Annotated in this window: 18 protein-coding genes; 14 read left to right on the top strand and 4 right to left on the bottom strand. The window is 65.1% G+C overall.

Features of this window, described 5'->3' with window-relative positions; genetic code table 11:
• Nucleotides 1-24 precede the first annotated feature (24 nt).
• The 3 genes from B3T59_RS03925 to B3T59_RS03915 all read left to right on the top strand — a co-directional run bounded on the left by B3T59_RS03925 (nucleotide 25) and on the right by B3T59_RS03915 (nucleotide 3917).
• Complete coding sequence (locus B3T59_RS03925; RefSeq protein ID WP_251722695.1) at nucleotides 25-1479, top strand: APC family permease; 1455 nt, start codon at nucleotides 25-27, stop codon at nucleotides 1477-1479.
• Between the two features lie 5 nt (nucleotides 1480-1484).
• Nucleotides 1485-2216: an IclR family transcriptional regulator gene (locus tag B3T59_RS03920; protein ID WP_251722696.1), complete on the top strand. Its 732-nt coding sequence runs from the start codon at nucleotides 1485-1487 to the stop codon at nucleotides 2214-2216.
• Nucleotides 2217-2396: 180 nt separating this feature from the next.
• Nucleotides 2397-3917 carry a catalase gene (locus B3T59_RS03915; protein ID WP_251722697.1) on the top strand — a complete coding sequence of 507 codons (1521 nt, stop codon included), beginning with the start codon at nucleotides 2397-2399 and terminating at the stop codon, nucleotides 3915-3917.
• A gap of 125 nt (nucleotides 3918-4042) precedes the next feature.
• On the opposite strand, the gene B3T59_RS03910 is transcribed toward B3T59_RS03915, so the two are convergent.
• Nucleotides 4043-5089, bottom strand: a complete 1047-nt coding sequence (locus tag B3T59_RS03910; RefSeq protein ID WP_287001539.1) for a lipase family protein — start codon at nucleotides 5087-5089, stop codon at nucleotides 4043-4045.
• 185 nt (nucleotides 5090-5274) lie between these two features.
• Here B3T59_RS03910 and B3T59_RS03905 point away from each other — a divergent pair, with 185 nt between their 5' ends.
• The 3 genes from B3T59_RS03905 to B3T59_RS03895 are packed head-to-tail and all read left to right on the top strand — an operon-like array spanning nucleotide 5275 to nucleotide 6793.
• Nucleotides 5275-5931, top strand: a complete 657-nt coding sequence (locus B3T59_RS03905; RefSeq protein ID WP_251722796.1) for a nitroreductase family protein — start codon at nucleotides 5275-5277, stop codon at nucleotides 5929-5931.
• Nucleotides 5932-5960: 29 nt separating this feature from the next.
• Nucleotides 5961-6341: a DUF427 domain-containing protein gene (locus B3T59_RS03900; RefSeq protein WP_251722699.1), complete on the top strand. Its 381-nt coding sequence runs from the start codon at nucleotides 5961-5963 to the stop codon at nucleotides 6339-6341.
• A 17-nt stretch (nucleotides 6342-6358) separates the two neighbouring features.
• Nucleotides 6359-6793, top strand: a complete 435-nt coding sequence (locus tag B3T59_RS03895; protein WP_251722700.1) for a nuclear transport factor 2 family protein — start codon at nucleotides 6359-6361, stop codon at nucleotides 6791-6793.
• Nucleotides 6794-6838: 45 nt separating this feature from the next.
• Here B3T59_RS03895 and B3T59_RS03890 read toward each other — a convergent pair whose 3' ends face one another.
• Nucleotides 6839-8617, bottom strand: coding sequence for a glycoside hydrolase family 15 protein (locus B3T59_RS03890; RefSeq protein WP_287001538.1), 1779 nt, complete (start codon nucleotides 8615-8617; stop codon nucleotides 6839-6841).
• Nucleotides 8618-8722: 105 nt separating this feature from the next.
• On the opposite strand from B3T59_RS03890, the gene B3T59_RS03885 reads away from it, so the two are divergent.
• The 3 genes from B3T59_RS03885 to B3T59_RS03875 all read left to right on the top strand — a co-directional run bounded on the left by B3T59_RS03885 (nucleotide 8723) and on the right by B3T59_RS03875 (nucleotide 11136).
• Nucleotides 8723-10141, top strand: a complete 1419-nt coding sequence (locus B3T59_RS03885; protein WP_287001537.1) for a glucose-6-phosphate dehydrogenase — start codon at nucleotides 8723-8725, stop codon at nucleotides 10139-10141.
• 43 nt (nucleotides 10142-10184) lie between these two features.
• Nucleotides 10185-10568 carry a nuclear transport factor 2 family protein gene (locus B3T59_RS03880; protein ID WP_251722797.1) on the top strand — a complete coding sequence of 128 codons (384 nt, stop codon included), beginning with the start codon at nucleotides 10185-10187 and terminating at the stop codon, nucleotides 10566-10568.
• 64 nt (nucleotides 10569-10632) lie between these two features.
• Nucleotides 10633-11136: an SRPBCC family protein gene (locus B3T59_RS03875; RefSeq protein ID WP_287001536.1), complete on the top strand. Its 504-nt coding sequence runs from the start codon at nucleotides 10633-10635 to the stop codon at nucleotides 11134-11136.
• On the opposite strand, the gene B3T59_RS03870 is transcribed toward B3T59_RS03875, so the two are convergent.
• Complete coding sequence (locus B3T59_RS03870; protein ID WP_287001535.1) at nucleotides 11124-11666, bottom strand: hypothetical protein; 543 nt, start codon at nucleotides 11664-11666, stop codon at nucleotides 11124-11126. The two genes, B3T59_RS03875 and B3T59_RS03870, sit on opposite strands and share 13 nt — an antisense overlap.
• A gap of 141 nt (nucleotides 11667-11807) precedes the next feature.
• On the opposite strand from B3T59_RS03870, the gene B3T59_RS03865 reads away from it, so the two are divergent.
• Nucleotides 11808-13292 (top strand): MFS transporter, encoded by a 1485-nt coding sequence (locus B3T59_RS03865; RefSeq protein ID WP_287001534.1) that lies wholly within the window; start codon nucleotides 11808-11810, stop codon nucleotides 13290-13292.
• 208 nt (nucleotides 13293-13500) lie between these two features.
• Entirely contained in the window at nucleotides 13501-14331 is an 831-nt protein-coding gene (locus tag B3T59_RS03860; protein ID WP_287001533.1) for a hypothetical protein, read from the top strand.
• A gap of 43 nt (nucleotides 14332-14374) precedes the next feature.
• On the opposite strand, the gene B3T59_RS03855 is transcribed toward B3T59_RS03860, so the two are convergent.
• Nucleotides 14375-14722 (bottom strand): DoxX family protein, encoded by a 348-nt coding sequence (locus B3T59_RS03855; RefSeq protein ID WP_287001532.1) that lies wholly within the window; start codon nucleotides 14720-14722, stop codon nucleotides 14375-14377.
• 104 nt (nucleotides 14723-14826) lie between these two features.
• Between B3T59_RS03855 and B3T59_RS03850 the strand changes: the two genes are divergently transcribed.
• The 3 genes from B3T59_RS03850 to B3T59_RS03840 all read left to right on the top strand — a co-directional run.
• The gene (locus B3T59_RS03850; RefSeq protein ID WP_287001531.1) at nucleotides 14827-15312 is read left to right on the top strand and encodes a MarR family winged helix-turn-helix transcriptional regulator; all 486 of its coding nucleotides are present in this window, start codon (nucleotides 14827-14829) and stop codon (nucleotides 15310-15312) included.
• Between the two features lie 69 nt (nucleotides 15313-15381).
• Nucleotides 15382-16212: an SDR family NAD(P)-dependent oxidoreductase gene (locus B3T59_RS03845; protein ID WP_064861577.1), complete on the top strand. Its 831-nt coding sequence runs from the start codon at nucleotides 15382-15384 to the stop codon at nucleotides 16210-16212.
• 654 nt (nucleotides 16213-16866) lie between these two features.
• On the top strand, nucleotides 16867-17598 hold a 732-nt coding region (locus tag B3T59_RS03840), incomplete at its 3' end, for a DUF222 domain-containing protein (protein WP_287001530.1).

The raw sequence follows: 17598 nt of genomic DNA, 5'->3' as shown, positions 1-17598 counted from the left end.
TCCTCATCGGTTCCCTCGGCGCCCGTGCCTTCGGTACCACTGATCGCCGACGAGTCGCCGGTGCGCGGGCTCACCCGCAGGCAGCTCCCGTTCGTAGCGGTTGTCGCGCAGTCTGTCGCGGCGATCGCGCCTGCCGGTACGTCCGCCGTGACGCCACTCTTCGTGATCGTGGCGGCAGGTGGGGTGAGAAGCATCGCGGCATTCCTGACCGCGCTCGTGGTGATCATGTTCGTCTCACTCTGCATCCGGCCGATGGCGCAACGCGTCGCAGTGGTCGGTGGTCTCTATTCCTATGTGGCGCAGGCGTATGGCGCGCGGGCGGCGATGGTGACGGCATGGTCGGCGGTCGTCGGCTACACCGCCGTGAGTATCGCCGGTCTCATGGCCGTCGGCCTGTACACGAATCATCTCGCGATCAGTGTCGGTGTGACACAACAGGTATCGCACGTCACGATGAGCGTGATTGTTGTTCTCGCCGCCGTGGCCATGGCCTTCGTCATGATCAGAGGGGTGAAGGTCTCGGCGGTGGTGACCCTCTGCACCGAGCTGCTCGCGGTGGTCGTGATGGCCGGGCTGATGGTGTGGCTCGGTTACACCCATCGTGACCAACCCTGGCGGCTATCCAGCGCGCACCCGAACCCTGATGGCTCACTTGCACTGAGTGTGGTTGTGGCAGTAAGTGCATTCGTCGGATTCGAGAGTTCGACGACGCTGTCCGCCGAGGCGCGTCGACCCTTCCGATCGGTACCGCGTGCACTGCTGTGGACACCGTTGTTCGCAGGCGTGATCTATCTGCTTGCCGTGTCGAGTCAGTCGGCGGCGATGGCGGGAGCGCCGGATTCGGTACGTGAGAGCAGCACACCGCTCGCGGCGCTCTTCCTCGCGGACGGAAGTCCCTTCGCCGCAGTGATTCTCGACGTCGGTATCGCGACGTCATTCCTGGCGTGCGCGCTGGCGTCAGTGAATGCGCTTGTGCGCGTGCTGTTCACGCTGGGGCGGGAGCACATCATCCCGCGCCGGTTCGGCGACACGCATCGTCGACTTCACACCCCTGCGGTCGCCACCGCGATCGCGACCTCGGTGGTGGCTCTCGGCCCGCTGGTGTTCCTGTGGTGCGGTGGCGATCCCGAGGAAGGCGTCCGTGACTTCCTCACCCTGAGCGCACTGGGCTACATGGGCAGTTACGTTGCGGCATGCCTCGCGGCGCCACGATTGTTGCGACGCATGGGGGAGCCGACCCGGCCCCTGGTGGTGGCGAGTTGGGGAACGGCGTCGTGCCTGGTGATCCTTCTCGGTTTGGGCGCAACGATGTCGGACACCGGTGATCGCGTGATGTTCCTGTGCTTCTTCGGCTCGGTGGCGATGGTGGCCGTCGCGGTGGTCACGATCTTTGCGCGGTGGCCCGCGAGGTTTGCGCGGGTCGGGGTGTTCGACGAGACGAGCCGCGACGACGTGCTGGCGTTACCTGGGATGCGCTGATGGGGATGGGACGTCCCGGCGCCGGGGAGTCGATAGCGCGGGCGATGCAGATCATCGAGGCGGTCGGCGATCTCGGGCCGGGAGCAACGAGCCGCGAGATCGCGGACCGCCTGGATCTGCCGCCCGCCAACATCTATCGCCTGTTGAACACGTTGGCCGTCGAGGAGTACCTCGTGCGGACCGCGGATCTGCGCGGTTTCGCGCTGGGCAACAGATTGAACACCATGGTGCACTCCGCGGTTACCCCGTACATGTCCAGTCGCGCACAAGAACTCTGCGAGAAGTTCCGGGCATCAGTGCGTTTCGGTGTGTACGTCATGCACTTTCGGCCCGCGACCCTTCGGATCGTCGACATGGACCCCGACCATCCGTTGGTCGCCGAGCACGAGATGATCCGGTCGCTACACGCATCGGCCGCGGGAAAGCTTCTGCTCGCAGCGGATTCGCAGTGGCGCGAGTTGCTGCCACCAACGCTTCCCGCGCTGACACAGTCGACCGTCGTCGATATGCGCGAACTCGCAGCACAAGTCGAGGAGACACGCCAACGCGGCTACGCCGTCTCGGTCGACGAGATGCTCGACGGCGAGGCGTCGATCGCCGTGCCGATCCTCGACGTCGAGGGCGTGGTCCGCGGCGCGGTCACGGTGAAAGGGTTCTCCGCGCGTCTGGATGCCATCACCTCCCTCGTGCCCCGCTGTCGTGAACTCGCCGCCGAACTCGGCCCCCTGCTGTACTGACTCCTGCTGTACTGATTGTGCAGTCCGGCCCCTTCTTGCTGGTCAGTGAAAGTTTCTGCGCGATATCGGCCCGACGTCTAGTGTCGAGGACACGGCGTTGAAACAGCCCGACGCCTCATTGACAACTTTCGCCCGCACCAGCCCTTGGAGGCGAGCCGACCCCAGCCCATTGGAGGCGATATGTCGGATCAGAACGATTTCTACACAACCAGAGACTCCGGAGCTCCTGCCGGAAGCGATGAGCATTCACTCACCGTCGGTGCCGGTGGTCCCATCGTCCTGCACGATCACTACCTGATCGAGCAGATGGCCCAATTCAACCGCGAACGCATTCCCGAGCGTCAGCCCCACGCCAAGGGGAGCGGTGCATTCGGCACGTTCGAGACAACCGAAGACGTCTCGGCATACACCTGCGCGGCACTGTTTCAGCCGGGCGTGAAGACGGAGATGGTCGCGAGATTCTCGACCGTCGCCGGGGAGCGGGGAAGCCCGGACACCTGGCGCGACCCGCGCGGCTTCGCGTTGAAGTTCTATACCTCAGAGGGCATCTACGACATGGTCGGCAACAACACGCCGGTCTTCTTCATCAAGGATCCGCTGAAGTTCCAGCACTTCATCCGGTCGCAGAAGCGCCGCGCCGACAACAACCTCCGCGACCACGACATGCAGTGGGACTTCTGGACGTTGTCCCCGGAGTCGGCGCACCAGGTCACCTGGCTCATGGGCGACCGCGGTATCCCAAAGACCTGGCGTCACATGAACGGCTACAGCTCCCACACCTACCTGTGGGTGAATTCCCAGGGCGTCAAGCACTGGGTGAGGTATCACTTCATCTCCGATCAGGGCGTCGAGTTCTTCACGCAGGACGAAGCCGACCAAATGGCTTCTGCCGACACCGATTTCCACACCCGCGACCTCTTCGAGAACATCGCGGGCGGAGGTCGGCCGAGCTGGACGCTCAAGGTGCAACTGATGCCATACGACGACGCGGTCTCGTATCGGTTCAATCCCTTTGACCTGACCAAGGTGTGGCCGCACGGCGACTACCCGCTGCACGAGGTCGGGAAGATGACGTTGCATACCAACCCGACCGACAACCATGCACAGATCGAGCAGGCGGCGTTCGAGCCGAACAACGTAGTGCCCGGTATCGGATTCAGCCCCGACCGCATGCTACTCGGCCGCGTGTTCGCCTACGCCGACGCGCACCGTGCCCGACTCGGCGTGAACTACAAGCAGATCCCGGTCAACGCGCCTCGTAACGACGTTCACACCTACTCCAAAGACGGTGCGATGCGGATCAATCCGGTGACTGATCCGGTCTATGCACCGAACTCGAAAGGTGGTCCCGCCGCGACGTTCTCGGGTCAGCCGGAGCCTCAGTGGGCCGCAGACGGCGAGATCATCCGCAGCGCCTATGTCGACCATCCCTCCGACGACGACTGGAGCCAGGCGGGCACCCTGGTCCGTGAGGTACTCGACGACGCCGCGCGAGATCGATTGGTGGACAACGTCGTCGGCCATCTGCTCAACGGAGTGACCGAGCCGGTGCTGGCCCGAGCGTTCGACTACTGGAGCCGCGTCGACACCGACCTCGGCGCCAAGATCAAGAAGGGCGTCACGGAGAAGGCCGACGAGTCCGACCCCAAGGCCGCCGACCAGGGCAACCCTGCCCGCTCGTCGATGCAGCAGAAGGTCTGACGCGCACGGTCGCCTGCCTCGAGCGCACCAGTGGGCCGAATACGGCGCACAGTCGATGGGAACTCCCGCCGACTGTGCGCCTTATTTCGTCGAGTGGGCGCTCTATCCGCTGACTGTGCGTCCGCTCAGCCCTGCGCGGGCAGGATGCGGTGGAGGAACGCCAGGAGGTACATGAGGCCGGCGCCGTCGCGGACGTCGTCGTGGCCCGCGTTGACGGCGTGGAACTCGCAGCGCGTGCCCGCTCGCCGGAACTGTCGGAGCAGGCGCAGCGTCAGCGGTAGCGGTACGCGAGAGTCCTTCCAGCCGTGCACGATCAACACCGGAGCGCCGTAGCCGCCGGTGGGCACGGCCATGTACTCGGCCAGGGAGCGTCGAAAATCGCTGTCGCCCAGAGGTTTCGCCACTACCGAACCCGTGGACACCCCCGCAACCAGTTGCGGCCACGCGGCGCTGCACACACCGGTCATCTCGTCGGAGATTCGCTGGCCGGCAGGGGTGAGGTAGGACCGGACTTCCACCGTGGTCGGCGTCGCCGTCATCCCGGTCAGCACCGCGAGCAGGCTGCCCACGGGAAAGCCGGGAATCGACGGCATCCCCGGTCGGGCCATCGCGAAGACGTGCTCGATGTTCGACGCCGGGGCCAGGGCCGCGGTGCCGTGGAAGATCAGGTCGGGTGCATACGTCGCAGCTCGATGCCCCGCCGCGAGTGCCGCGTGACCGCCCTGCGACTGACCGGCGACGGCCCAGTGCCGCGATAGCTCATGGATGCCCGCGCGTGCTGCGGCTACTGCGTCGATTGTCGCGGTCGATTCGGTGTCGGTGTGCAGATACGGATGCGGACCGATGGTGCCAGGCCCGAGGCCGAGGTAATCCGGGGCGACGACGGCGTACCCGGCGGCGTTGAGACGGCCGATCACCTCGCCGGTCCCTGCCTCGAGATCCGGCGAGCCGGTGAGTCCACAATGCTCCGACAACCCAGACGTCCCGTGCGTCCACGCGACCACCCGCCATCCCTGCGCGGGGGCCGGACCATCTGGGAGGCACACCAATCCTGTTGCGGTGACCGACGTTCCTTCCGGTCCAGGAGTGGTGTAGACGAGCCGACTCACGGTGTGCAGCCCGCCCCACGAACCGATCGGGTCGAGTCGCTGCAGCGTCGAACGTCGGCTCACGCCTCACCCCCGTGATCTGTCCGTATCGCCCGCCGATCGGCGGTCTCGTCTCGACAGCCATTCAATCAGCACGGGCGCGTGAGTGCGCCGGATCGTCGAGTGCCGCTCCCGCAGGTTGACCGGATTGGCATAGTGAAGAGGTGGACTCCGACACGAGCACGAGCGGCTTCGACCTGAGTGAGGCGATGCGCACGACGTTCGCGGCGCGGCGCTACACCGACGACCCACTTCCCGATGACGTGCTCTTCGACATCCTCGATGTCGCGCGTTTCGCCCCGAGTGGCGGTAACCGCCAGGGCGCGCACGTGACCGTGGTCCGCGAGGCCGCGACGAAACGTCGGATCGCTGACCTCAGCAAACCGGCGGCCCGGCGCTATCTCGCACAAAAGGCGGCAGGCGAGAGCCCGTGGAATCCGGTCAACCCGACGTCGGTCACCGAGGCCGACCTCGAAGCCGTTGACGGTGTCGACGCATTCGTCTCGCCACTCATCAACGCTCCGGTGGTGCTCGTCGTGTCGGTCGACCTCGCCGTCGTCGCGGCGACCGACCAGGATCTCGACCGTATCGGCGTCATCAGCGGCGCGTCGATCTATCCGCTGGTGTGGAACATCCTGCTGCAGGCTCGTGCGCACGGCTTCGGCGGCACGGTCACGACGATGGCCGCAGCGAGCGAGCCTGCCGTCCAAGAACTTCTCGGGTTGCCGACGACGCACGCGGTCGCCGCAGTGCTGCCCATCGGCAAGCCGGTCAAACAGCTCACGAAGCTGCGCAGGCAACCCGTCGACGAGTTCGTCACGATCGAGAGATTCGACGGTCCGCCGCTGCGGCCCACACAGGACTGACACATAAGCAGGACCGACACAGGAGACTCATGAGCGAACGCCAGGTGCTATTGCCGACCGAAGACCACCCGATCACCGTCGAACCCGCCGCAGAGCATGTGCGAGTACGCGTCGGCGATCGCGTCATTGCCGAGACCGACGCCGCGCTCATTCTGCGCGAGGCGTCGTACCCGCCGGTCTACTACATACCGCGCAACGACCTCGACGCCGACGTCTTCACTCCGAGTACGCATCAGACGTACTGTCCCTACAAGGGTGAGGCCGGATACCACGGGATAGTCGGTGCCGACGGTGCGACTCTCGCCGACAAGGTGTGGTTCTACGACCAGCCGTACCCCGCGGTCGGCGAGATCGCAGGCCACGTCGCGTTCTATCCCGACGCGGTGACCATCGAGATCACACCGAATTGAACAGGGGGAGAAGCGAAGTGGACGTCCAGACCATCGGGGACACGCTGGAGATCCGGCAGTTGCTGACTCGGTACGCAACCGCGGTCGACGCAAGGGATTGGTCGCTGTACCGCACGGTTTTCACCGACGACGCCGAAATCGACTACACGGCGTCGCCGTTCGGAATTGTCGGCAGCATCGGCGACGTTGTCGATTGGCTCGAGCGGGGGCTGTCGTCGCTGGAGATGACGATGCACTACGTGATGAACATCGACACCGAGATCAGCGGCGACAGGGCAACCGTCCGCGCACAGTTCTTCAACCCCATGCAGATACCGGGGCTCGGCGAGCAGAGTTCGTGTGGCGGCTACTACCACCATGAACTCGTCCGCACTGAAGATGGCTGGCGCAGCCGATCGATGCGCGAAGAGATCGTGTGGTTTGTGAACTCCCCGTTGGGGTCTCACCGCTGAGGCTGCTCGCGGGGCGGCGGGGCCAGGTGTCCGGTCAGGACGGGGTCAGTTGTCCGGATAGTCCGCCAGGGCGTCAGCAGCGCGTACGAACGCCAGATGCGACAGCGCCTGCGGCATGTTGCCGACCTGTCGGCGGGCGTCGACGTCGTACTCCTCGGAGAACAGCCCGACGTCACTGGCCGTCGCCAGCCCCTGAGCCATCACCTTTTCCGCGTCCGCACGACGCCCGCTGCGCGCGTACTGCTCGGCGAGCCAGAAGGTACACGCCATGAAGGGGTGTTCGGTGCCGTCGAGCCCGTCGACGTGCGACGACGTCCGATAGCGCAACACCAGACCGCCATGCATGAGGGTGTTCTCGATGGCCTCGACCGTGGCAAGCATCCGCGGATCGTCGAAGTCGCAGAACCCGACCTGCGGCAATTGCAGTAGCGAGGCGTCGACCTCGGTGGTTCCCGGATACTGCACGAAGCGGCCGGTCTCCTCATCGACCATGGTCTCCTCTATCTCGGCACGCACCTTGTCGCGCAACGCTTTCCAGTGGTTGGCCGGACCCTTCAGGCCGTGGTCCTCGACGGCACGCACACCGCGGTCGAATGCTGCCCACACCATCGCCCGCGAATGTGTGAACTTGCGCAACGGTCCTCGTATCTCCCAGATGCCGTTGTCCGGCTCGTCGATGTGCTCCTCGGCACGCTTGAGCAGCTCACGCTGCAGCGACCACGAGATCTTGTTCTCCGGTAGACCCGCGGCGCGCGCCGCGTCGAGCGCGACGAGTACCTCGCCGATCGTGTCGGCCTGGAACTGGTCGACGGCCCCGTTGCCGACCCGCACGGGTCTCGAACCCTCGTAGCCGGGGAACTGGGGCATCTCGAGTTCCGGGAGTTCGCGTTCGCCTGCGATGCCGTACATGATCTGCAGCTGTTTCGGATCCCCTGCGATGGCGCGTAGCAACCACATGCGCCAATGTTCGGCGACACGCACGAATCCATGGCAGACGAGGACGTCGAGAGTCAACGCCGCATCACGCAGCCATACGTATCGATAGTCCCAATTGCGTGATCCGCCAATGGATTCGGGAAGCGAGGTGGTCGCTGCCGCCACGATCCCACCCGTGTCGAGATTACTCAACGCGCGCAACGTGATAAGCGATCGCACGATCGCCGCGTCGCGCGATCCGGTGTGATCGATCCGCCCGGCCCACTCGGTCCACCAGTCGTGGGTTTCGCGCAGTGCGAGGTCGACGTCAAGCGGCCCGGGTTCTTCGCGATATGAGTGATACCAGGTGAGCACCAGGTCGACGGTGTCGCCCTCGCGCACGGTCGTCGCCGCGCGGTGCACGTGATCGGTGGCCTCCAGGGCGATACCGCAGACGATCACGGCATCGGGCCCTGCGACCGCCCGCAGTGCGGGATTGTGCTCGTCGCCGTGTTGCAACACCCACGGGACCACCCGGGCATAGTCGAACCGCATGCGCAGTTCCGTCTCCATCTCGACGCTGCCGCTGATCCCGACGATCCGACGGACGAGGTCGACACGTCCGCCGTCGATCGGCATGAACTCGTGCACCTCGACGACGCCGTCTGCCGTCTCCCAGCGTGTCACCAGGATCAGCGTCTCGTCGTCGTAGCGTCGGCTCACCGTCGCGTCGAGGTCCGTTGGTGCGAGATGCCACGATCCGTGGTCGGGTTTGCCCAGGAGGCTGCCGAAGATGGAGGCGCTGTCGAAGCGCGGAACGCACAACCAGTCGACGTCACCGGTGCGGGAGATCAGCGCTCCGGTGCGGCAATCCCCGACAAGTGCGTAGTCTTCGATATAGGCGGCCATGCACTCGATTCTGCCTGTGATCTCAGTTGTCCGACGAAACTTCACGAGTCGGACACACGCCACACGGGCCCATACACCAACGGGCTCATCGTCGAGGAGGACTACGTGACCGGACCGGCGTCGGACAACACCTCGAGCTCTGGAGAGCAGACGTCGTCGCAGGTGACGACGTTGATCATCTTCGGCGCGACGGGCGACCTGACCAAGCGGCTGCTCCTGCCGGCGCTCGGCCAGTTACTCGGTCTCGAACCCGATCTCAATGTGCGTCTGATCGGCGTCGGCCGACACGACCTGACCGACGATCAGTGGCGGGACAAGGTTCGCGAGGCCTTTGCGGATGAGCGGTCGGACGCAGGCGACCGGGTGGCCGAGCAGACCGTGTACCGCCGGGGCGACCCGACTGACGCCGACGATCTCAGAAGTGTTCTCAGCGATATCGACGGTCGTCCCGTGCTGTACTTCGCGGTGCCGCCGTCGGTGACGCGCAAGGCGTGCGAGGCGCTGCGCGACGTCGACCTTCCGCCCGGCACCACTCTTGCCCCCGAGAAGCCGTTCGGGAGCGACCAGAAGTCGGCTCGCGAACTCAACGAGCTCCTGCTGGAGCTGGTACCCGAGAACCAGATCTACCGCGTCGATCACTTCCTCGGCCAGTCGGTGTTGCTCGACCTCCTCGGTGTGCGCCTGGCCAACCGCGTCTTCGAGCCGGTGTGGTCGGGAACGCATATCGAGTCGGTCGTCATCCGATACGACGAGAGCCTTGGATTGGAAGGCCGCGCAGGCTATTACGACGGGGTCGGCGCGCTGCAGGACATGATCCAGAGTCACCTGCTGCAACTGGTTGCCGTGGTCGCGATGGAACCGCCCGCGACACTTGGCGAACGTGATCTGCGTGATGCGATCGGTGCTGCCCTGCGTGCGGTGCGCATCTGGGACGACGACGCCGTGGCATCGTCGCGGCGAGCCCGCTATACAGCGGGCGAAGCGGGCGGCGAGCAGTTGCCCAACTACGTCGACGAAGACGGCGTCGACGCGTCGAACAACACCGAGACCCTGGCAGAAGCCACATTCGAGGTGCGCACCAACAGATGGCAGGGGGTGCCGTTCACGCTGCGCTCGGGCAAGGCGCTCGACCCAGAGGCGAAGGAGATTGTGCTGACCTTCCGTCCGCTGCGACACGTCCCCGAGCAGTTCGAGGACCAGGTCGAGCCCAACGTCCTGCGTTTCACGTTCGGTCATGACGCGATGTCGGTGCAGCTCAACGTCCACCGTGGCTCACATCCCTTCGCGCTCAAGACCGTTGACCTCGATGCCGATTTCGGCAACGCGTCGATGCGCGCATACGCCGAGGTGCTGTCGGGGATCATCAAAGGTGATGAGACACTTGCCGTTCGCGGCGACGCCGCCGAAGAGTGTTGGCGCATCGTCGATCCCATCGTCGACGCGTGGCGTGCCAACAAGGTGCCGATCGACGACTACGCCGCGGGCAGTGCCGGACCCGACGCCTGGCCGACGCTGCCGTTGTGACCTTCTCGAACGAATGAGTCGCGTTGTGGCAGAAGGGCACCCCATGTTGCAGCAACTGATGCGTGACATGTTCAGCTCGATGGTCGAGGCCAAGGACATCACCAAGGTCGAGGAGTACTACGACCCCGACTTCGAGCTGTACACCAATGGGCAGACACAGGATTTCGAGGCCTTCCGTGCCGGGCACGAGAGGGTTTATCCCACCGATATCTCGTATTCGGTCAGGTACGACGACGACACATGGGTGGAGAGCGGCGACCGCCTCGCGGCACGTGTCTGGATCACCACGGTGCGCCCGGGGGAACAGCCGATGGAGATCGAGGTCGTGCTCATCGCGCTGTATCGCGACCGTCGAATTCTGCGAATGTGGGAACTGACCTGGCCGGACTGGTCGAAGATGCAGGCGTTCGAGACCTACGGCGGGTGATGCGTGAGGCATGATGATGTCGCTGCGCCCCACCCTGCGTCGTTGACGCGTTAGCCTCGACGACGTGCCCCTCCCTCACTTTCCGTCGACCGTTCGGCGCGCTGTCGCAGATGTCAGCGTCTCGATCGACGCGTCGCCCGACGACGTCTTCGACTATCTCGCCGATCCGCGCAACAGACCGGAGTGGCAGGCGAGTCTGCGTGCGATCGCCGATCTGATGCCGCTCGGCGATCACCCCGGCGACGAGGGAACCTCGTGGACAGATGTGACTGTCGTGCCAGGTGTCCGGCCACGGATGGAGGTGGTGCGCAGTGCGCGTCCCCGTCGGTGGGTCGAGATCGGGCAGTGGAGATTCGTCGACGCCGCGCTGGTCTTGACGATCGAGCGAGCATCCAACGGTTCGACAACAGTCAGCGCGCGGGCCGTCCTCACGCTCCCACTCGTGCTTGCTGCGGCCTTCGTGCCGCTGGCTGTCGTCGTGCCCCACGCTGTCCTTGCCGATCTACGTGCGGCAGCGAATGCGATTCCTGAGCACCGCGACAAGCAGCTCGATGCTCACGGAAGCTGAATGGCGTTGAGTCCCGGGATCACACTGATGACCTGAGGCGCCGCCGTCCACTGCTCGCGCAGAACGCTGATAGTCGCGACGACGGGTCCCGACCCGGTCACAGCGACCGCCGACGTCTTGAGCGTCGACGGGTAGCCGCTCACCGGATGACTCGGCAGTTGCCAGTGACGCAGAGACACCACGCCGTGCTTGCCGGTCCGCAGGTTGGTCCACGAGATCGACAGGTACCGATACGAGTACTGGTAGTGATACTGCGCCGGCGAGGGTACCGAGAAGGTGACTGCGGCAGGAGGTGGCGGGAACTGCAGGGTGCGCGGCGCCGGTTGCGCAACGACAGTGACCGGACGGAGCGATCCGCCGGGCACGCTGGCCGGACCGGCCTCGACGCCGCCGATCGCGGGGATCGAGAATGTCAGCACATCTGATCGCGTGGGAGCCGATGGCGCGGCATTCGCCCAAGCCGGTCCGCTGACCAGGGTCAACGCGACGAGAACGAACGCGGTCAGTAAGCGTCTAGCGGCGGTGGTCATCGTCGGCTCCTTTGGTGTTCAACACTGGCTGATTGGCGTTCATTGGCGAGTTGCGCGCATTCGGAGCATCGTGGAGACAACGAGCGGCTCCGAATGTCAACCGACACCACTGCACCACGACTGTGAGAGACGGGCAACGATATGCACGCGTCTGCGCCGAACGATGGCATGCCGGGAGTCAGCGCGTCGTCGGCGAAGGGGCGATGGCTGATCGCGTCGGCTGTGCTCGGTTCGGGGGTCGCCTTCCTGGACGGCACCGTCGTGAATGTCGCGTTGCCGACCATCGCTCGTGACCTCGATACCGGGCTCGCCGGACAGCAGTGGGTTGTCGACGGCTACATGCTCACGCTGAGTGCGCTGCTGCTGACCGGCGGTGTCGCGGGGGATCGGTACGGCCGCAGAGCCGTATTTGTCGGCGGACTGATCGTGTTCGCCATCGCCTCGATCGCGTGTGGTCTCGCACCGACCATCGAGTGGTTGGTGGTGGCGCGTCTCGTGCAGGGCGTCGCGGCGGCGGCGCTCGTGCCGGGCAGCCTTGCGCTGGTGAATGCCGGTATCCGTGAAGAGGAGCGAGGACAGGCAGTCGGGCTGTGGGCGGGGATGTCCGGGGCGACCAGCGCACTCGGGCCGTTCGTCGGCGGATGGCTTGTCGACGCCGCGTCGTGGCGATGGGTCTTCTTCCTCAGCGTTCCGCTCGCCCTCGTCGCGGTGGCAATCACTCTGCGGCACATAGACGAATCGAAGGAGCCCGACGTCGTCGGCCGTCCCGACATACCCGGTGCCGTCACCATCACGCTGGGACTTGCGGGGGTGATCGTTGCGCTGATCGAGGGACCGTCGCGCGGGTGGACGCCGTGGATCATCGCCATAGGAATCGCAGGGGTTGTGCTTCTGGTGGTGTTCGTGCTGATCGAACTACGCACGCCTGCACCGCTTCTCGAGTTGTCGATGTTCCGCTCGGCACAGTTCACCGGAGCAAATGCGACGACCCTGCTCGTCTACGCCGCGCTCGGAGGAGCGCTGTTTCTTGTTGCGCTGCAACTACAGCAAAGCCTGGGGTACTCGGCGCTCGAAGCCGGCGCTGCGATGGTGCCGAGCACCGTCGTGATGCTCTTCGGGTCGTCCCTGTCGGGGCGGGTTGCACAGAAGACTGGTCCTCGCATTCCGATGACCGTGGGTCCGGTCATCGCGGGCATCGGGCTGGCGTTGATGGCGCGGATCGTCCCGGGGGCAAGCTATCTCGGCGCGGTGTTCCCCGCGGTGATCCTGTTCGGTGTGGGTATGACCATCACGGTCGCGCCGCTGACCGCCGCGGCGCTCGCCGCCGTCGACGATGCGCACGCAGGCGCGGCGTCGGGTGTCAACAACGCCGTGTCGAGGATTGCGGGACTGCTTGCCGTCGCGGTTCTCCCGGCTGTGGCGGGAATCAGCGCGGGACCGGGCCAGCCGCTCGGTCCCGGATTCACCACGGCCATGCTCATCTCCGCGGCCTTCTGCGCCCTCGGAGGAGTGGTCGCGGCCTTCACGATCCGATCGGGTACCGGCTTCCGACCACAGGTGACGCCCACGGTGAACGCCGCGTGTCAGGACCCCGCGACGCGGGTGCGTTCGTCGACGTCGGGCTGACTGGTCAGGAAAGCGCCGATCTCGTGGGCGGGATCGGCGAGCAACCTGCCACCTGAATATGTGTCGTATCGAAGGATGTGGGTGCTGCAGCACCCACATCCTTCGATTGCACACACATTCAGGGCGTGGCACGTATGTCGAGGTCTAGCGATCCGCTCATCTCGTCGGGCAAGGCCATGGCCGCGTACGCGGCACTACTGTCGATCGGGTGACGTCAACATCACCGGGTAAGTGGGCCGGAACGTATGCGGGGATGCTCGCGGTGCTCGGCATCGCCTTCGTGTTCGCGCCCGCCTATCTCGCGGGCGGCCACTACGGCGGATACGGCGACAACGCGCGCCTTGTGCAGTCGATGCGCAACGCATTCATCGACTATTCGAGCTCGGGGAGCGCAGCTCTGCCGGACAACCTCGAGACCGTCGTCGACTACTGGGCGCGCTATCACGTCGCGAAAGCGGTGATCGCCGCCTTGGCGCTGCTGGTGTTGTGCTTGGTGTGCCGACGGCTCTGGGCGTCGTATCAGGGGCGCCAGGCTGATGGCCGCGGGCGGACGGCGGCGTATGTGGTCGCAGGCCTGGCTGCTTCGCTCGGAACGATCGCTGCCGCTGCGCTGCTGATGGCCAATATCCAGGGCGCGATTGCGCCGCTGTCGTCGGCGGTGTCATTGCTCCCCGCTCAACGTGATTCGTCCCTGGAGGCGGCAGTTGACGCTGTGCGTCACGGGATCGCCACGCCGGGTGCGTCGCCGGTTGCCGATCACCTCGTCGCCGACTTCGCGCGCTACCACCTCGTGGTGGCGGTGTTGTCCGCGCTGTTCGCGGCGCTGCTCGGCGTGCTCGCGGTTCGACTGTGGCGCGGCCGTCGTCTTGGTTTGAATGGCGTTGGCGCACTGAGCTATTCGGTGCGTAGCCATTCGGCGACGGCAACCGCCGCAGCCACGTTGACGGTGGCCGCGGCGGTGCTGGTGCTCTGCGTCGCCAACATATCGAGCGCACTGGAGCCAGGGCGGGCGCTGAGTCTGTTCTTCGCAGGCGGCTGAGGAGCGTTCGCTGCGGTCAGGCGCCCGCGTGTGGGGGTAGCTCTCAGATGCTCAGCACCCGCAGGACGATGTAGGCGATCGAGACGAGCATCAGCACGACGACGGGCGCGATGTTCTTGTCGCCTGCGCGCAGGTGGAAGATCGCTGCGCCCAGGAAGTAGAGGAAGGTTCCGATCGCTGCTGCGACACCGATCGGCCACCAGAACAGGCCGAGGATGAGGCCGATCGCGCCCGCGAACTCGGCGAGCGCGAGCAGGCCGACCTTGTCCTCGGGGAATCCGACCTCGGTCATCACACCCATCTGCTTGGGGTCGTGGCGCAGTTTGCCCACTCCTGAGAACACGAGCATCAGTGCGAACACGATGGCGATGACGACGGTGGCGATGAACATGGCGGCTCCTGGGTAAACCGCTGCGGTGGCAGACGGGTTGTTGAATGTTCAACTAAAGCTACACTCGGTTACTTGAATGTTCAAGTCGGCGTATGCTGAGCGTCATGTCTGAAGCACCATGGCTCGACGATGCGCAGCTCAGGGAGTGGAAATCGGTGATGGCGCTCCTGACGACGCTGCCTGCCGCGCTCGACTCCCAGCTCAAGCGCGACGCCGGACTGAACATGTTCGAGTACCACGTCCTGGTCCGTTTGGAGTCGGCGCCCGACCGCACCCGCCCGCTGTCCGACCTCGCTTTGCTGACGCAGAGCTCACTGTCGCGGCTGTCGCATGCGATGACGAGACTCGAACGTTCGGGTTGGGTGGCGCGCATTGCCAACCCCGACGGCGGGAGGCACACGCTGGCGCAGATCACCGATGACGGCGTGCGCAAGCTGACCGAGTGCGCCCCCGGCCATGCGGCCGAGGTGCGCCGGGCGGTCGTCGACCCGCTCAGTCCCGACGACCTGGCCGCACTCGGGAGGTCTGCGCGCTGCATCCTCCGCGAGATCGCCCCGGATGTCGCCGACGTTCTCGAGCGCGAAGGCTAGGTTTCAGGGGTAGGCACGAGGACGATGTGCACGTCGCGCACGCAGATGTGCCGCCTGATAGGGGAATCGATGTCCATTCAGCGCAGGGTTCAGGCTCTGGTCCAACGTCGTAGCTTCGTCCCGGGATTCGTCGACGCCGCACTGGCGGGGCGCGGCCGCGACGTCGCAGGCCTCACCGTCGTGATCACCGGGGCGTCGGCGGGGATCGGTCGGGAGTCGGCGCGCCAGCTCGCCGCGCGTGGAGCACGTGTGATCGGTGTGGCGCGCGGCGAGGAGAGGCTGCGTGAGCTGGCTGCCGAGACCGGCTGCGAGTACCGGGTGTGCGATCTCTCCGACGAGGCGTCCACCGACCAACTCATCGCCGACCTCATCGACGAATCCGTCGACGTTCTGGTCAACAACGCGGGCCACTCGATTCGACGCACCATCGTCGACTCGACCGAACGATTCCACGACTACCAACGCACAGCACGACTCAACTACCTTGCCGCCGTGCAGCTCTCACTCGGGCTGTTGCCGGGCATGGTCGAACGCGGCGAGGGGCAGCTCGTCAATGTGTGCACCTGGGCGCTGCACGCCAACACATTTCCGCGGTTCTCGGCCTACGCGGGGTCGAAGAGTGCACTCGCCATCTTCGGTCGCAGTCTGAACGCCGAACAGCCAGAAGGAGTAACGGCGACCAACGTGTACTTCCCGCTGGTGCGTACCGAGATGATCGCTCCCACAGCCGAATACGACGACGTCGGCGCGTTGGAGGTCGACGAGGCGGCGCGCTGGATCGTTCGCGCGATCACCCACCGACCCGAAGAGGTGTCGCCGGCCGTCGTGCGCTACCTGCTGCCCGCGATCGACTTCGTGTCACCACGGATGTCGGATAGAACCATTGCTGCGATCACGTGAGGTAGTCAATCGGCCAGTTCGGTTGGTCATGGCGTGCTCGTCTCCACCTTCGGAGCTCGGGTCACCGCGTGGTTCGCTTGCTACCAGCGCCAGCGCAGTCCGCGCGGCGACTGATGGCACGTAGCGACGCCATCTGTTCTCTTGACGTACGCGCGGGCGCCTAGTTGTGGACAGGGCGTGCCCAACTCCACCTTCGGAGCTCGGGCCACCGCCTGGCTCTTCCATGTTTCGGTCTCCGCGGAGCAGTACAGAGTTCCGTCACTGGAGGGCATGCCGAACTCGTGCGTATAACAAGGGCCGCCATCGCGCTGGACTGAAGCCGGTGTTGCTGATGCGATTCCAGTACCGAGAAACAGTGCTGCGAAAGCGGAGAAGGCGACGACACAGGCGGACAACTTCAATGTGCACTCCAGTGGTGAGGTGACGCGGCAGCCTGACGTGACTGCTCAGTGCATCGTGGATTCTGCTTTTGGTGACTCTGCGCAGTGATTATGTAGCACGACTCTGACATTTGCGGCGAAGTGCCCAGCGACATTTGAACTGACGGCACCCCGGCGTGTCGGAATGGCCGGACCCATGTCGAGACCTCTTGTCGGTGGTGAGTCGTACTATGGGTACACATGTTCGATCAGGGTGTCGAGAGGGGGTGTTCAGGTGTCGATCGAGTCGGTGGATTCGGGTGCGGAGTCTGTTGCGGGCGAGGAGGATTCAGACAGTGATGGGGTGGGATCGGGTTTGCCTGCTGATGACGGGGCGACCCCCGGCAGCACTGTGTTGGACTGGTCGACCGACCTACCGATGGGTTTGCTGGGTGGTGTCGATCCGATGGTGCCCAGTGAGTCCGAGACGGTCGATGTGCTCGACGGGTTGACCCGAATTGGAAGTGGCGAAGCATTTCTGGGGTGGGCGCGATTTCAGTCGATAGGGGTGATTTACGACCGGTTGGTGGTCCAGCCCGGACCCTCGGGCGGGTCGATTGTCGACGGTTTCGCTGATGCGGCGGCGCGGGTGTCGGGCGTGTTCGCGGTGTCGCGTCCACAGGCGGAACGAATGATTGACGAAGCGATCGTGTTGCGTGATGACCTGCCGCAGGTGTTCGGGTGCTTGCGAGAGGGGATTCTGTCAGTCGAGCAGGCGCGGCTGATCATCTCTCGCACCGATCTGGTGCGCGGTCCGGGTACTGCGTCGGAGGTGGTGGCGGCTGTCGATTCGCAGATCGCCGAGACGTTGCATACACGACGGGGGTCGTGGAAGCGGCCGCGGTTGCGGGACATGGTGGATCGCATTGTGTTTCGCCAGGATCCGGATGCGGTGCGGGAACGACGTGAGCGTGCGTTGGATAGACGGGGTGTGTTCACCGATAACTGTGGTGACGGGGTCGGCGAG

The organism is Gordonia sp. UBA7860 (assembly GCF_002500165.1).
Taxonomy (GTDB): domain Bacteria; phylum Actinomycetota; class Actinomycetes; order Mycobacteriales; family Mycobacteriaceae; genus Gordonia; species Gordonia sputi.
The sequence above is the reverse complement of the archived record's forward strand: the minus strand, read 5'-3'. Positions and strand labels throughout refer to the sequence as shown.

Bases quoted from the DNA above. Each gene is read 5' to 3' on its own strand.
- B3T59_RS03920 (WP_251722696.1), top strand. From the start codon at position 1,485: ATGGGACGTCCCGGCGCCGGGGAGTCGATAGCGCGGGCGATGCAGATC.
- B3T59_RS03915 (WP_251722697.1), top strand. From the start codon at position 2,397: ATGTCGGATCAGAACGATTTCTACACAACCAGAGACTCCGGAGCTCCT.
- B3T59_RS03905 (WP_251722796.1), top strand. From the start codon at position 5,275: ATGCGCACGACGTTCGCGGCGCGGCGCTACACCGACGACCCACTTCCC.
- B3T59_RS03900 (WP_251722699.1), top strand. From the start codon at position 5,961: ATGAGCGAACGCCAGGTGCTATTGCCGACCGAAGACCACCCGATCACC.
- B3T59_RS03890 (WP_287001538.1), bottom strand. From the start codon at position 8,617: ATGGCCGCCTATATCGAAGACTACGCACTTGTCGGGGATTGCCGCACC.
- B3T59_RS03880 (WP_251722797.1), top strand. From the start codon at position 10,185: ATGTTGCAGCAACTGATGCGTGACATGTTCAGCTCGATGGTCGAGGCC.
- B3T59_RS03870 (WP_287001535.1), bottom strand. From the start codon at position 11,666: ATGACCACCGCCGCTAGACGCTTACTGACCGCGTTCGTTCTCGTCGCG.
- B3T59_RS03865 (WP_287001534.1), top strand. From the start codon at position 11,808: ATGCACGCGTCTGCGCCGAACGATGGCATGCCGGGAGTCAGCGCGTCG.
- B3T59_RS03855 (WP_287001532.1), bottom strand. From the start codon at position 14,722: ATGTTCATCGCCACCGTCGTCATCGCCATCGTGTTCGCACTGATGCTC.
- B3T59_RS03850 (WP_287001531.1), top strand. From the start codon at position 14,827: ATGTCTGAAGCACCATGGCTCGACGATGCGCAGCTCAGGGAGTGGAAA.
- B3T59_RS03845 (WP_064861577.1), top strand. From the start codon at position 15,382: ATGTCCATTCAGCGCAGGGTTCAGGCTCTGGTCCAACGTCGTAGCTTC.